Origin of the sequence: Maribacter sp. TH_r10, assembly GCF_033101095.1 — a bacterium.
Taxonomy (GTDB): domain Bacteria; phylum Bacteroidota; class Bacteroidia; order Flavobacteriales; family Flavobacteriaceae; genus Maribacter_A; species Maribacter_A luteus.
This window is the reverse complement of record NZ_JAWMPY010000009.1, coordinates 35,588-49,445: the sequence shown is the minus strand read 5'-3', so window position 1 is coordinate 49,445 and position 13,858 is coordinate 35,588. Positions and strand designations below refer to the sequence as shown.

15 protein-coding genes are annotated in these 13,858 nt (G+C 39.7%); 5 read left to right on the top strand and 10 right to left on the bottom strand.

Annotated elements, in window-relative coordinates; all coding sequences use genetic code 11:
• Positions 1–47 precede the first annotated feature (47 nt).
• Positions 48–542 (top strand): dihydrofolate reductase, encoded by a 495-nt coding sequence (locus tag R3X28_RS16935; RefSeq protein ID WP_317665921.1) that lies wholly within the window; start codon positions 48–50, stop codon positions 540–542.
• 4 nt (positions 543–546) lie between these two features.
• Here R3X28_RS16935 and murI read toward each other — a convergent pair whose 3' ends face one another.
• Together murI and pafA are read right to left on the bottom strand one after the other, a co-directional pair.
• Positions 547–1,335, bottom strand: coding sequence for a glutamate racemase (gene murI, locus R3X28_RS16930; RefSeq protein ID WP_317665919.1), 789 nt, complete (start codon positions 1,333–1,335; stop codon positions 547–549).
• Positions 1,336–1,353: 18 nt separating this feature from the next.
• On the bottom strand, positions 1,354–3,036 hold the full coding sequence (gene pafA, locus R3X28_RS16925) for an alkaline phosphatase PafA (protein ID WP_317665917.1): 1,683 nt from the start codon (positions 3,034–3,036) through the stop codon (positions 1,354–1,356).
• Between the two features lie 111 nt (positions 3,037–3,147).
• Here pafA and R3X28_RS16920 point away from each other — a divergent pair, with 111 nt between their 5' ends.
• Both R3X28_RS16920 and R3X28_RS16915 read left to right on the top strand, forming a co-directional pair.
• Complete coding sequence (locus R3X28_RS16920; protein WP_154369060.1) at positions 3,148–3,885, top strand: MlaE family ABC transporter permease; 738 nt, start codon at positions 3,148–3,150, stop codon at positions 3,883–3,885.
• Positions 3,885–4,652: an ABC transporter ATP-binding protein gene (locus R3X28_RS16915; RefSeq protein ID WP_154369062.1), complete on the top strand. Its 768-nt coding sequence runs from the start codon at positions 3,885–3,887 to the stop codon at positions 4,650–4,652. The genes R3X28_RS16920 and R3X28_RS16915 overlap by 1 nt, the downstream gene beginning before the upstream one ends.
• Here the strand turns inward: R3X28_RS16915 and R3X28_RS16910 are convergent.
• The 3 genes from R3X28_RS16910 to R3X28_RS16900 are packed head-to-tail and all read right to left on the bottom strand — an operon-like array spanning position 4,649 to position 7,804.
• Positions 4,649–6,115, bottom strand: a complete 1,467-nt coding sequence (locus tag R3X28_RS16910; protein WP_317665914.1) for a DUF389 domain-containing protein — start codon at positions 6,113–6,115, stop codon at positions 4,649–4,651. The two genes, R3X28_RS16915 and R3X28_RS16910, sit on opposite strands and share 4 nt — an antisense overlap.
• Before the next feature lie 2 nt (positions 6,116–6,117).
• Positions 6,118–7,197, bottom strand: coding sequence for a mannose-1-phosphate guanylyltransferase (locus R3X28_RS16905; protein ID WP_317665913.1), 1,080 nt, complete (start codon positions 7,195–7,197; stop codon positions 6,118–6,120).
• A 4-nt stretch (positions 7,198–7,201) separates the two neighbouring features.
• Complete coding sequence (locus R3X28_RS16900) at positions 7,202–7,804, bottom strand: SprT-like domain-containing protein (RefSeq protein WP_154369068.1); 603 nt, start codon at positions 7,802–7,804, stop codon at positions 7,202–7,204.
• A 124-nt stretch (positions 7,805–7,928) separates the two neighbouring features.
• On the opposite strand from R3X28_RS16900, the gene R3X28_RS16895 reads away from it, so the two are divergent.
• Together R3X28_RS16895 and R3X28_RS16890 are read left to right on the top strand one after the other, a co-directional pair.
• On the top strand, positions 7,929–8,279 hold the full coding sequence (locus R3X28_RS16895) for a ribose-5-phosphate isomerase (protein WP_317665910.1): 351 nt from the start codon (positions 7,929–7,931) through the stop codon (positions 8,277–8,279).
• Positions 8,280–8,367: 88 nt separating this feature from the next.
• Entirely contained in the window at positions 8,368–8,586 is a 219-nt protein-coding gene (locus tag R3X28_RS16890; protein ID WP_282056753.1) for a DUF2892 domain-containing protein, read from the top strand.
• Positions 8,587–8,672: 86 nt separating this feature from the next.
• Here the strand turns inward: R3X28_RS16890 and R3X28_RS16885 are convergent, their stop codons facing one another.
• The 5 genes from R3X28_RS16885 to cdd all read right to left on the bottom strand — a co-directional run bounded on the left by R3X28_RS16885 (position 8,673) and on the right by cdd (position 13,808).
• Positions 8,673–9,353, bottom strand: coding sequence for an SDR family oxidoreductase (locus R3X28_RS16885; RefSeq protein ID WP_317665908.1), 681 nt, complete (start codon positions 9,351–9,353; stop codon positions 8,673–8,675).
• Positions 9,353–10,399, bottom strand: coding sequence for a M28 family metallopeptidase (locus R3X28_RS16880; RefSeq protein ID WP_317665906.1), 1,047 nt, complete (start codon positions 10,397–10,399; stop codon positions 9,353–9,355). The genes R3X28_RS16885 and R3X28_RS16880 overlap by 1 nt, the downstream gene beginning before the upstream one ends.
• 81 nt (positions 10,400–10,480) lie before the next feature.
• Positions 10,481–12,109: a pyruvate dehydrogenase complex dihydrolipoamide acetyltransferase gene (locus R3X28_RS16875; protein ID WP_317665904.1), complete on the bottom strand. Its 1,629-nt coding sequence runs from the start codon at positions 12,107–12,109 to the stop codon at positions 10,481–10,483.
• Positions 12,110–12,116: 7 nt separating this feature from the next.
• Positions 12,117–13,112 (bottom strand): pyruvate dehydrogenase (acetyl-transferring) E1 component subunit alpha, encoded by a 996-nt coding sequence (gene pdhA / locus R3X28_RS16870; protein WP_317665902.1) that lies wholly within the window; start codon positions 13,110–13,112, stop codon positions 12,117–12,119.
• A 213-nt stretch (positions 13,113–13,325) separates the two neighbouring features.
• Positions 13,326–13,808 carry a cytidine deaminase gene (gene cdd / locus R3X28_RS16865; RefSeq protein WP_317665901.1) on the bottom strand — a complete coding sequence of 161 codons (483 nt, stop codon included), beginning with the start codon at positions 13,806–13,808 and terminating at the stop codon, positions 13,326–13,328.
• Positions 13,809–13,858 lie beyond the last annotated feature (50 nt).

Sequence of the window (13,858 nt, the reverse complement as noted above, 5' to 3'; positions counted from 1 at the left end):
CGGTCTATTTTTTGTTACTATTTAACTAAAACAAAAATAAAACAACAGTGCAGACCATCACCATCATAGCGGCTGTAGGCGAAAACAACGCCTTAGGAAAAGATAATGACTTGCTTTGGCATTTACCCGATGACTTTAAACGATTTAAAAAATTAACGACCGGACATTTTATTATAATGGGAAGAAAAACCTTTGAGAGTTTTCCCAAACCTTTGCCCAATAGAACCCATATTATCGTAACCAGGGACAAAAACTACACGACCGATCATGACCAATGCTTAGTGGTGCATTCCTTGGAAGATGCCATAAAACTAACACATAAAGATGACTCCCCTTTTATCATTGGAGGCGGGGAAATTTATAAGCAAAGTGAGAAATTTGCCGAAAAATTGGAAATCACCAGGGTTCATTCAGAATTCAAAGCCGATACTTTCTTTCCGGAAATCGATGAAACGATTTGGCAGTTAACGGAATCCGAATTTCATCCTATCGACCAAAAACATAAATATGCGTTCACTTATTTAACGTATCACAGAAAATAGATTTTTAAAAATCTAGGTATGACAATTTAAGAGAAGGACCGTATCCTTGTAAAAAACTTTCGAGAATATTCACATTGGCATTTGATATAAATTGGAAAGTGGTTTTCTCACCGGCATTGCACAATAGATCGTTCTTTTCCAAAACGGCTTTTGTTTGCCGAGCAACCGCCTCGCCAGAATCTATTATATTGATATGGGCCGGCAACATATCTTTTATGACAGGAAGCAAATATGGATAATGGGTACACCCCAGGACCAAATGATCTATTCCTGCAACTACCATTGGATTCAGGTATTTTTCCAATAAAGCTTTTGTTTCCGGAGCGTTTATTTTATTACTCTCTATCAATGGTACCAAACCGGTCCCTACTTGTTCATAGATGTGTATTCCGGCAGCATGGTTCTCCGTTGTACTATGAAATAAAGAGCTGGATAACGTCCCTTGCGTGGCCAATACCCCGACCTTTTTCGATTTTGATTGTAATGCAGCTGGCTTAATGGCCGGTTCAATACCGATAAAAGGTACAGTATAATGTTTGCGTAAATAATCTATGGCATTGGTCGTTGCGGTATTACATGCTACCACGACAAGCTTACAACCTTTAGCCAATAACAATTCGGTGTTCTTAATGCACAACTGAATTATTTCATCCTTGGATTTCTCCCCATAAGGAGCATTTTTGCTATCGGCCAAATATATGGTACTCTCATTAGGAAGTAATGAATGTATTTCTTTCCATATAGATGTACCACCAATTCCTGAATCAAAAATACCAATAGGGTGATCATTCATACATTTCCTGTAATATAATTACTCCAACACTTTTGATATCGGCATACCGATGTCCCCACTGGGAAAGGCAATACCCAATAATGCGGATATGGTCGGTGCCACATCCGAAATTTCGGTACGAGCAGTGGTGCTCCCCTTTTTAATGCCCTTACCGTAAAAAAGCAGCGGTACGTGCGTATCGTATATCTGGGGTGAACCGTGGGTAGAACCTGTCATGGAATAGCTTATTGTCCCTGGCTTCAAGACCATTAGAATATCACCGGAACGCTTTTGATTGTAACCATTCTGTAAAATATAAGGAATACCTTGGACATAATCATTCTCCCACATTTGATGCGCCGTGTACACCCTATCGAAATCCTCATAGTTCAACAACTCCATCGCAATATCTTCCTGTACCTCTTTCAACTTCAAATCAAGGTTTTTAATAATGTCATGATCCAAAAACATTTGATTGTTCGAAATATTCTTTACTATATCGGTAGTACCGAACTTGTATTTTAGATATTCGTTAAACCTCGTTTTAAGATTATCCCCGTTCACATAACCTGCAGGTATTTTCAAGTCCCTCAAATACGCTGGTACATGTATGGCCGCATGGTCGGCCGTTAAAAAAACGGTATAATCATGTTCTCCGACTTTATTGTCCAATGCCTTGAATAAACGGGCCAAATCCTCATCCAGTCGAATGTAAGTGTCCTCTATTTCTTTTGAATTTACACCGAATTTATGCCCTACATAGTCGGTACTTGAAAAACTCACTGCTAAAAAATCAGTAATTGTATCACTTCCTAAATTCTCTCCTGCCAAAGCAGCAATGGCAAAATCAGCCGTTATACTGTTGCCAAATGGCGTGGCTTTTATCATATCGAATTCCCCATTAGTGTCCCACAATGAAGGTAAATCATGAGGGAAAACCGGAGCACTCTCCCCTTCGAACAAACCTTCATAGTTATTATTGTCAGAACCACTCTCAAGATAAGTATTGATGTCTTTTATTGTCGACCATTGTTTTTTATAACTTTCTGCCACATTGGAGGCATTGAAATCCATGACCCATTGTGGCAATTCATCCATATAAAATGAACTTGTTATCCATTTGCCCTCATTTTTACCTTGAAACCAATAAGCTCCATTGGCCAAATGCCCTCCGGGCAGTACCGCACCCCTATCTTTCAAAGCAATTGCAATGGTCTTGCCCCTTAATTGGGAATGCAAGCGCAATTGATCGGTTACAGTGGTAACCATCATACGGTGTGGCGACATTTTACCGGCGTCCGAGGTGGTTCCCACCGAATTATAAGAATCATCGGCCGCACAATAGACCGATTTACCCAAATCCTTATCATACCAGTCATTTGCAATAATACCATGCGAAGCAGGTGTTGTACCGGTATAAACCGAAGCGTGTCCCGGGCCTGTATAGGTAGGTGCATAATTAAAATGATTGTTCTTGCAATTAAAGCCATCATTGACCAATCTTTTGAACCCGCCGTCACCAAATTGCCCCCAAAAACGGGTAATATAATCGTATCGCATTTGATCCACGACTATACCTACGGCCAATTTAGGCGTAGTTCGCAATTGGGCCGTATTTTCAATGTTAATTTTGTTCTTGGATTTTTTTTGACCCGATGCGTCAAAAGAGTTGAAGATTACTAAAAAAAGGAGTAAAACTAAGGGAAATCTATTCTTGTACATTTAATGAAAATTGATGCTACAAAAATATATAAATAAACCCTTAAAAGATTAAATCAAGGTTAAAAGACATTCTTAATTCCTATTTTTACAGTCATAAGTCTATACCATTCTATGAATTACCTAGCATCAATCGGAAGTTATGCAATAATGATTAAAGAGGTTTTTAGGAAACCTACAAAATGGCGCATAATGAAATCATTGATACTCAAAGAGATAGATGAACTCATTTATGGTTCATTGGGTATTTTAATTTTTATTTCCTTTTTTATCGGAGGTGTCGTAGCCATACAGACCGCACTGAACATCACCAGTGAACTTATACCCAAAAATTTAGTGGGCTTCGCAACACGGCAATCTATCATTTTGGAATTCGCCCCCACTTTCTGCTCTATCATCATGGCAGGAAAAGTAGGTTCTTACATTACCAGTAGTATCGGCACTATGAGGGTTACCGAACAGATTGATGCTTTGGAGGTGATGGGGGTCAACGCACTTAATTATTTGGTATTCCCCAAAATAATCGCACTATTATTATATCCTTTCATAATAGCAATATCAATGTACGTGGGAATTTTTGGAGGATGGGTCGCAGGTGTTTTTGGAGGCTTTAGTACAAGCGCGGATTTTATCGAAGGTGTTCAACTCGATTTTATCCCTTTTCATGTCACCTATGCATTTTTAAAAACACTGGTATTCGCCTTTGTTTTGGCCACCATACCTTCTTATCATGGTTTTTACATGAAAGGTGGGGCACTTGAAGTGGGCAAGGCCGCAACGACCTCTTTTGTTTGGACAAGTGTAGTGATCATTATTTTGAACTATATACTAACACAACTTTTATTGGGCTAATGATAGAGGTAAACGACATACATAAATCTTTTGGTGACACCCATATTTTAAAGGGTATCAGCACCGTTCTTGAAAAAGGAAAGACCAACTTGATCATTGGACAGAGTGGCTCAGGAAAAACAGTGTTCATTAAATGCCTTTTGGGACTTTTTACGCCTGACAAAGGAACAATAAGTTTAGACGGTAAAATATATTCTCAATTATCGGCCCGTGAACAACGTAATCTAAGGCAGGACATGGGTATGGTATTTCAAGGAAGTGCCTTGTTCGATTCTATGACCGTGGAAGGTAATGTCATGTTTCCTTTGGAGATGTTCACCAATCAATCCCGATCGGAAATGCAAGATCGTGCCAACATCGTATTGGAAAGAGTGAATCTTGTCGATGCCCATAAGAAATACCCTTCTGAAATTTCCGGTGGTATGCAGAAACGGGTTGCGATTGCCAGGGCCATTGTCATGAACCCAAAATATCTCTTTTGCGATGAACCTAATTCGGGGTTAGACCCAAGAACCGCAATAATCATTGACAACCTTATTCAGGAAATCACCAAGGAATTCGATATCACTACGGTAATCAACACCCATGACATGAACTCGGTGATGGAGATCGGTGAAAAAATCGTTTTCCTTAAACATGGAATCAAAGAATGGGAAGGCACCAAGGACGAAATCTTCAAGACCGACAATGAGGCGGTAACGAATTTCGTTTATTCTTCCGAATTATTTAAAAAAGTAAGACAAATGTATATTGAAGAACGTAATTAATCCTGAATCACTTCTTTCAATTGAATCGTTGAGTCCTTTAACCTGAGTTTTAACCAAGCATGTAGTTTCTTGGTATCCTCGACCGTTTGCACCCTTTTGGCATCCCTTTTCCATTTAACCTCAAAAATGGGGATAGTATCCATCTTCTTAAAATCGGTCTGTATGGTCGGTGAAAAACCAAGGGATTCCAAGTTCGTATAATTGGTTTTTGCCTCAACACTAACATCTGCAAAAGGAATGGACATTTTTCCCAATTTACCCAACTCTTCTTCCAATAGTTTAATACGGGTATCCTTATCCTCTATTTGCGTTTTTTGCGTTTCATATAATTGATCTACATATTTCAGCTGATCCACTTGCTCATTTTTGGCTCCTTGTATTATATGCAGTTCCGTATTCTTCAATCGATCAAAACTTGCCTCATCTTCCTTTTGTTTGTTCCAAGTGGCAATCACATTATCCGGCACGGTCTCATTACCCATAAACACCAACTCTATATATGGATTTTCACCTTTATTGAATTCGATATCAGTAAAGTCATCCATAAACCTACCAGATCCCTCAAATTGATAAGGGGCTATTTTTTCTTCTACAAAACGTTGCGCTTGCTTTCTAAATAAGGATTCTTGAAGGGCATCCCAAAAGGTCATTCCTGCCGGAATCATAACCAAAATGGCAAAAAGTGAAGCTACCCTACCGATAAGCCTTCGCTTTTGCGAATTTACATATCGCACCATGGGAAAACGAAGCAATTTCAATACTAGAAAAGTTGCCAATGCAATAAATATGGTATTGATACTGAACAAGTACATAGCACCCGTTGCATAATCGTAATTACCTATGGCCAATCCAAAACCTACTGTACATAAAGGCGGCATCAATGCAGTGGCAATGGCCACACCAAAAATAACGGATGCTATGGTACCTTTTTTGGCCCTGGCTATCACGAGGGCGAGACCACCAAAAAATGCGATCAATACATCCCTGATATCAGGTGCAGTACGGGCCAATAGCTCCGAAGACTCATCCCGCAAAGGAAATATGGCAAAAAACAAATAGGCCGTTAAAACACTGAGTACGACCATTACCGTAAAGTTTTTTAAAGACCTACGTAAGGTATCCACATCATTCACAGCCAATGAGAGCCCAATACCCAAAATCGGGCCCATTAATGGGGAAATTAACATGGCGCCGATTACAACAGCAGTTGAATTGGCATTTAATCCGATCGAAGCTATAAAAATAGAACAGATCAAAATCCATGATGTATGCCCCTTAAAAGGAATATCTGCGATAATCGCTTCCTTAGTGGCTTCTTGATCGGTATTACTTCGGATATCCAAAAGCTCTAAAAGAAACTTTTTTGTGCTTCCGAGCAAACCTTGAATATCTTTCTTTACCTCTTCCCCACTATTGGAATTGTTAGGCGGAACCGCGTGATTATCGTTTCTATTCTCTTCCATATTTAAGCGTACTTATCACCATACTTGTCTTTTACCTTGGCCAACACTTGTTTTATATCCTGCTCTTTGGATTTTGGATAAATCAAAAGCACTTCTTCCTTGTCTACAATGATATAATCCTCTAGGCCATCCACAACCACGATTTTGCCTTTTGGGGACCTGATCATGTTGCCATGGGCATCTTGACTCAAAACCTTGCTATTGACCACCGCATTGTTATCCGAATCCTTTTCCAATTTATCGTACAAGGACCCCCAAGTTCCCAGATCGTTCCAATCGAAGGTGGCCGGACGCACATAAATAGATTTGGATTGTTCTAAGATAGCATAATCTATCGAAATATTTTCTGCCTTAGGGTAGTTCTCCTTAATGAATTTACTTTCACTGGAGGTATTATAATCATCCATACCGGAACAAAACAACTCGTATTGGGAAGGCTGATAATTCTTAAAAGCGTTGACTATAGTATTTACACTCCACATAAAGATTCCGGCATTCCAAAGAAAATTGCCTTGGGCCACAAACTCCTTAGCGGTTTCATAATCTGGCTTTTCCCTAAATTGGTTGACTTTCTTCAACGTTGAATCGTTATCTTTCTCGAATTCAATATAGCCAAAACCTGTATTGGGAAATGTGGGTACAATACCCAAGGTACATAAAACCTCTTCTTTTTCACACTTATCAAAACACTCAATGACATCACTTGCAAAAGCATTCTCATCTTCGATCCAGTGATCACTTGGAGCTACGATCATAACACCATTGGGATTCATTTTCTGGATTTTCAATGCTGCATACAGAATACATGGTGCCGTATTACGCATTGCAGGTTCCAGAACAACCTGTTCTTGCTTAACCAAAGGCAATTGCTCCAAGACCAAATCATTGTAACGCTCATTGGTAAGGATCAATATATTCTCGGTAGGCACGAATTTGTTCAGGCGTTGAAAAGTCTTCTGGATCAGGCTTTGCCCAGCACCTAACATATCGTGGAATTGCTTTGGGTTTTCTGTTGTACTGATTGGCCAAAAACGGGAACCTACCCCTCCGGCCATTAAGACTGCATAATAATTTTTATTCATTTTTTTAATCTTTTATTAATTCCACTTCGGCATTCGGTTGAAACAAATATAGTTTTCCCGAAGATAGTTCTACACATTCGTAACGTTTTATACGTTTATTCCCTTTTTTAAATAGTTTACCATTATATATACGGAATACACTTCCTAAAGGTAATTCGAAAACGTAGGTTTTATCAAGATGTTGTGAATCATATTGTTTTAAAGCTAGCGATAATACAGCATCGGTATCACTGCTCGCCTTAGGATTTTTAAAATGTTTGGCAAGGACCGGAAGAAGTTTTGAAGGGAAAATTTCCGGTCTTATAAAGGGTAACATGAGGTATTGAAAAGTCTTCTTCCATTCCAACCCATGGGGCTTTATATGTCTACCATACTTTTCAAATGCCGCCAAATGGGCAATTTCATGAACTAACGTTATTAGAAAACGATACTTGTTCAACGTCGCATTGATTGTAATTTGGTGCATCCCATTCGGCAATCGGCGATAATCACCATGTCGTGTAACCCGTTTATTAACTATTTTTAAATTTACGCCCGTAGATTTTATAAGTTGTAAACAGGGTTCAACAGCCCTTTCCGGTAAATATTTTAGAAGAATGCCATCCATCTGGACAAAAATAGGATTTTTAGGAATCCATATTTATTAACTGTCCAGATTCTCCAAAAATTAATCCAAAATATACTAATTTGGTCTTTAAAAGTGAGTTATCACCCATTGAATAGACAAGAAAATGCCTAAAACCGTTTACCGAGTTTATGTTATTGAACTATCTAAAAGGGTTTTTACGGATAATTACAAGTTCAGGGCGGCCAACCCGCAATTCAATGGCGTACTTCAATGCCTTTATGTTGGTATGACCAGTAAATCTCCCAAAGAGCGTTTCGATCAACATAAAAATGGTTTCATAAATAAAAAAGGACATAAGTTATCTTCCAGAATCGTCGAAAAATACGGCATGTACCTTAGACCTAGTCTTTATAACCATATTGCTCCTTTATATTCCCGTGCCGAAGCCCTTAAAATGGAAGAAACCCTTGCTTTGGAATTACGAAGACAACGGTATGCCGTATGGTTCAATTAGCTGAACATCAACGTTTTCATTTTGTTTTTTCGTTCTTTTGATGTAATTTTAATCCTACACAACCCGTCAACCACTAATTCTTAGAACAATGATAAAAAACATGGGGCTTTCCGATAGAATGGTCCGGCTCGCATTAGCGGTCGTTATTACAGGACTCTATTTTACGAACAATTTACCGCAATCCGAAGGGCTGGTATTTTTAGCAATAGCCGGTATTTTCATGTTCACCAGCTGCATTAGTTTTTGCCCTATTTATGGTCCCTTTGGGCTCGATACTACTAAAAAGAAGGACAAACAATCCCGGTAGGGAATTTAGTCGCTTTTAGGATAGGTTGCTGCCATTATCGTAACTTTTCCAAATAGCTGTTTTTTCGTAGGAACCCTACTATTAAACTATGGTGTACTATTACTTACCTGTAGTAATTTGCCATTGAACATTTGATGTCCTTTAAGGGCAAAATCCTTTATATAATTTGCCATTTCAAAAGCAGTAACAGGTGCTTGATAACCTGGAAAAGCTTCCTCCAACATTTCGGTCTGAACAGCCCCCAATGCCAAAACATTGAATGACGGACCTGTTTCCTTGAACTCCTCGGCCCAAAGTTCGGTCAACGTAATCACGGCCCCTTTACTAGAACTATAAGCGGATAATCCCGGAAATTTCATACTCCCTTGAACCCCACCCATAGAACTTATGGTAACAACATGACCCTTTTCCGACATTTTAGGAACTACCAATTTCGTAAGGTTGGCAACACCAAAAACATTAACCTGATATACGGCCTCGAATTCCTGCGGTTCTATCTCCAAAAATGGTTTGTTCAATAACCGCCCTGCATTATTAATCAATACATCAACCGTTTCCCAGTGCTCATCCAAATAGGCACTAACCTTTTCCAAATCATCTTTTTTAGTGATATCAAAAGGAATGGTCTTTATATTAACAATCTTCAAAGAATCTAAAGTTTCAGTATTCCGTGATAAAGCCAAAACCTTGTGACCCTCCTTGGCGAAGAGCTTCACCAACTCAAAACCTATTCCACGACTGGTACCTGTTATGATTATATTTGCCATTAATTGTACTTGATTTCTTGAACTTCTGAATTGGTTATCCCTATTATGACGGGTATGAATGAATTTATTAGTTTGGCCATATGCTCAAAATCCATTTCTGAAACTTCATCCCCTACTTTATGATAGTGATCAAAATTGGTGAAATCAAAAGTCGAGAATGTTTGGGACGGTACATTGAATTCTTGGTGAAACGGAAAATTATCAGAACGCATGAACAAATTGAATTCTTTTGCAGAAGGAAGGAACCCAACAAGCTTTTCCGTAGCATACCCATTACAGATGTCTGCCAAATTAGACTCTCCGAACCCTGTCAAATAAGCATCATAATCCTTAGCTATCATCGGCACACCGACCATTTCAAAATTCAACATAGTATATAGATTGAATTCTTCTTCTTTTAGTCGTTTGGCCAACTGTTTGGAACCGAGCAAACCTTTTTCCTCTGCTGTGAAAAAAGCAAAAACCAAACTTCGTTTATTAGCATGGGTCATTCCGAAATATCGAAGTAGCTCCAATACTACGGTTGTTCCTGAAGCATTATCATTGGCCCCATTGGCAATGGCATCACCGTTAACCGGTCTTTTGGTCCCAATATGATCATAATGGGCCCCTATCAAAACAAATTCATTCTTCAACTCAGGATCGGTACCTTCTAAAACTCCAACAATATTATAAGCTGGCTTTCCAAAGTCAGTAAGTGTATCCTTATAGGTTTTAAAATATGGACGAATCTTATTCTCCTCCAAAATATCTTCAATATATTGGGCGGCCTTTTCTATGCCCGGACTTCCCGTATCCCTTCCGTTTAAATCATCAGAAGCCAAAAACCCCATAAGTTGGGCAACTTTGTCACTCTTGGTAAACCCATAACCTAAAGTCCCGTTCAAAGAACCAACTACCTTAGCATCAACCTCCTCATTAGAGACCGTACTACCTTTTAACCCCTCAGGGCCACCCGGAACACCTGGATAATCAGTAGATTTTGATTGAGTTGCACCACAACCAAGGAGTAATAACAATAAAACGGATTGAATGATTTTTTTCATGGAGTTCGGATTACGATTTAAAGATAAAAAAACATCCGCCATAGGCGGATGCTTTAATTCAATAATATTTTACCGACAAACTTATGCCAGCATGGTTACAGGGTTTTCCAAATAAGCCCTTAGTGTCTGTAAAAATTGTGCTCCTGTAGCACCATCAACCGTTCTATGGTCACAAGCCAAAGAAAGTTTCATGGTATTACCAACAACTATCTGACCATTCTTTACCACAGGTTTTTCTATGATCGCCCCTACGGATAAAATAGCCGAATTAGGTTGATTAATGATCGAAGTGAATTCTTGAATTCCGAACATACCCAAATTGGAAACCGTAAAGGTACTACCGTCCATTTCTGCAGGGGTCAATTTTTTGTTTTTGGCCCTACCTGCCAAGTCTTTTACCGATGCTCCTATTTGGGTTAGGCTCATTTGATCGGTGAACTTAAGCACTGGCACTACCAATCCGTCTTCAACGGCAACGGCAACACCAACATGAATATGGTGGTTATATTTCGTCGTATCGCCTTTCCAAGACGTATTTACTTGTGGATGTTTTTTTAGAGCCATCGCACAAGCCTTAACGACCATATCGTTAAACGACACCTTAATATCAGGCAAACTGTTAATCTGAACTCGTGAAGCGATCGCATTATCCATATCTACTTCTATACCCAAATAATAATGGGGAGCAGTGAATTTGGATTCTGATAGTCTTTTCGCAATAGTCTTACGCATTTGCGAATTTTTCGTTTCTTCAGAACTTTCCTCTCCTACAGGCAAATTAACCGGTGCTACAGGGGCACTGGAAGCAACTGCCGATGCAGTTGAGGCTGGTTGAGCTGCTTTTTGGGCGGGTACGAAATTCTCTATATCTTTCTTAACTATCCTACCGTGTTCTCCGGAACCTTTGACTTCATTCAAGGAAATTCCTTTTTCCTTGGCGATTTTCTTGGCCAATGGAGAAGCGAAGATTCGCTGACCATCATTACTTGTTGTACTAGCAGCTTCCTGAGTGGTTGCGGCAGCCTTTTCTTCCTTAACCGGTTCTGGGGAAGCTTCTTGGGCTTTACCTGCAGTCGAACCTGCATTCAAAACAGCATCAACATCTGTGCCTTCTGGTCCTATAACGGCCAAAACAGCATCTACTGGTGATGATTCTCCCTCTTGGATACCTATATATAATAAAGTCCCGGAATAAAAAGACTCGAATTCCATAGTGGCCTTGTCAGTTTCTATCTCGGCAAGGATATCCCCTTCTTCGACAGTATCACCAACTTTCTTAAACCAAGAAGCAACGGTACCTTCCTCCATGGTATCGCTCAAACGCGGCATTTTCACGATTTCAACACCTTCTGGAATTTCTGCCGTACCCGCATTACTTGGGGCAGGGGCTTCAGTTGCCGTCTCTTCTACTGGTTCGGATGTGGCCTCACTTGTTACAGCACCACCATTCAACAATCCAGAAATATCCTCACCCTCTTCACCTACAATGGCCAAAAGTGAGTCTACCGGCGCACCTTCTCCTTCAGGAATGCCTATATGCAACAAAGTACCTTCATGAAAGGACTCAAATTCCATCGTTGCCTTATCAGTTTCAATCTCGGCCAAAATATCTCCCTCTTCAACCTTATCTCCAACTTGTTTAAGCCATTTTGCCACGGTACCTTCTTCCATGGTATCGCTCAAACGCGGCATATTAATCACTTCTGCCATCTAATTATTATTTATGTTGTACAAATGGGTAGTCTTCTTGATCATAGACTACATCATATAATTGATTTATTGGAGGATAATCAGATTCCTCAGCGAATTTCTCACATTCGGAAACGCGTTTTTTAACCCGACTATCTATTTCCTTTAGTTCATCTTCAGATGCATATTTCTTATCCAAAATCACTTCTTTTACCTGTGTTATTGGATCGATTTTCTTATACTCTTCGACCTCATCCTTGGTTCTGTAGTGTTGCGCATCTGACATGGAATGACCTCTATAACGATACGTTTTCATTTCCAAGAAAGTTGGACCACCACCACTTCTGGCACGTTCGATAGCCTTACTCATTTCTTTGGCTACGGTCACAGGATCCATACCATCGACAGGACCACATGGCATTTCGTAGCCCAATCCCAATTTCCAGATATCAGTGGAATGTGATGTTCGTGCTACCGATGTTCCCATTGCATAACCATTGTTCTCACAAACGAAAACCACTGGTAATTGCCAAAGCATGGCTAAGTTGAAACTTTCGTGAAGGGAACCTTGACGAACGGCACCATCACCCATATAACACAAGGTTACAGAATCCCTTTTAAAATACTTATCGGCAAATGCCAAACCGGCACCCAAAGGAATTTGCCCCCCAACGATACCGTGACCACCATAAAAACGGTGTTCTTTAGAGAAAATATGCATAGAACCCCCCATACCTTTAGAGGTACCTGTGACCTTACCATATAGTTCGGCCATCACATTTTTCGGATCCACTCCCATACCTATAGGCTGAACGTGGTTCCTGTATGCGGTTATCATTCTATCTTTTGTAAGATCCATGGCATGTAATGCCCCTGCCAATACGGCTTCCTGACCATTATACAAATGAAGGAATCCCCTAACTTTTTGCTGTATATAAACCGCAGCCAATTTGTCTTCGAACTTCCTCCAGAATAACATATCCTCGTACCACTTCAGATAGGTTTCTTTGGTGATTTTTTCCATTAATCGTTGTTTAATTAAAATTTATTTCTTCATGAAGCCACTAAAATCGGACTTTAAAGCTCCGAAAAACAGCGGAACAAAAATACACATATTAATCAATCAGTAAAAAAATAAAGATAAAAGCTTCTCACAAAAAATATAGCGTTAATCCAAAGAATAACAAAACCGACGCATTTAATGATATTTGAAACCACTCATTTTAATACTCGCCTCCTATAAATAGGTGTTATTGAATCCTAACGGAAGAATATCGGCGAGAGACTTACATTTAATCACCTCCCCTTTTTCTCCCATCATAAGAATGGGAATAGGCGCTTTCTGCCTAAACTCATACTCTGAAATGGCCTGCCTACAATTGCCACAAGGAGCGGCCGGAGTATCTACCAAGTGATTTTTGGACATTGCGGTTATCGCAATTGCCTTTATGACGACACCGGGAAATTTTGCCCCGGCATGGAAAACGGCAACCCGTTCAGCACATAGACCCGAAGGATAGGACGCATTTTCCTGATTATTACCGATAACTACTTCCCCATTTTCGAGCAACACGGCTGCCCCCACCAAAAAATTGGAATAGGGTGCATAAGCATCTTTTCTTGCCTTTATGGCAGCTTGCATCAATTCTTGATCTTGTGAACCTAATTCCTCTACAGACCCATAAACTTGGTATTCAAAGGAAATCGTTTGTTTTTTCATAGCTAAAGACCATATGTAATCGTCTAAAATAACAAAACCTGCACAATGGC

Coding starts and splice junctions, on each gene's coding strand:
- murI (WP_317665919.1), bottom strand. CDS start 1,335: ATGAATGATCACCCTATTGGTATTTTTGATTCAGGAATTGGTGGTACA.
- pafA (WP_317665917.1), bottom strand. CDS start 3,036: ATGTACAAGAATAGATTTCCCTTAGTTTTACTCCTTTTTTTAGTAATC.
- R3X28_RS16920 (WP_154369060.1), top strand. CDS start 3,148: ATGAATTACCTAGCATCAATCGGAAGTTATGCAATAATGATTAAAGAG.
- R3X28_RS16915 (WP_154369062.1), top strand. CDS start 3,885: ATGATAGAGGTAAACGACATACATAAATCTTTTGGTGACACCCATATT.
- R3X28_RS16910 (WP_317665914.1), bottom strand. CDS start 6,115: ATGGAAGAGAATAGAAACGATAATCACGCGGTTCCGCCTAACAATTCC.
- R3X28_RS16905 (WP_317665913.1), bottom strand. CDS start 7,197: ATGAATAAAAATTATTATGCAGTCTTAATGGCCGGAGGGGTAGGTTCC.
- R3X28_RS16900 (WP_154369068.1), bottom strand. CDS start 7,804: ATGGATGGCATTCTTCTAAAATATTTACCGGAAAGGGCTGTTGAACCC.
- R3X28_RS16895 (WP_317665910.1), top strand. CDS start 7,929: ATGCCTAAAACCGTTTACCGAGTTTATGTTATTGAACTATCTAAAAGG.
- R3X28_RS16890 (WP_282056753.1), top strand. CDS start 8,368: ATGATAAAAAACATGGGGCTTTCCGATAGAATGGTCCGGCTCGCATTA.
- R3X28_RS16885 (WP_317665908.1), bottom strand. CDS start 9,353: ATGGCAAATATAATCATAACAGGTACCAGTCGTGGAATAGGTTTTGAG.
- R3X28_RS16880 (WP_317665906.1), bottom strand. CDS start 10,399: ATGAAAAAAATCATTCAATCCGTTTTATTGTTATTACTCCTTGGTTGT.
- R3X28_RS16875 (WP_317665904.1), bottom strand. CDS start 12,109: ATGGCAGAAGTGATTAATATGCCGCGTTTGAGCGATACCATGGAAGAA.
- pdhA (WP_317665902.1), bottom strand. CDS start 13,112: ATGGAAAAAATCACCAAAGAAACCTATCTGAAGTGGTACGAGGATATG.
- cdd (WP_317665901.1), bottom strand. CDS start 13,808: ATGAAAAAACAAACGATTTCCTTTGAATACCAAGTTTATGGGTCTGTA.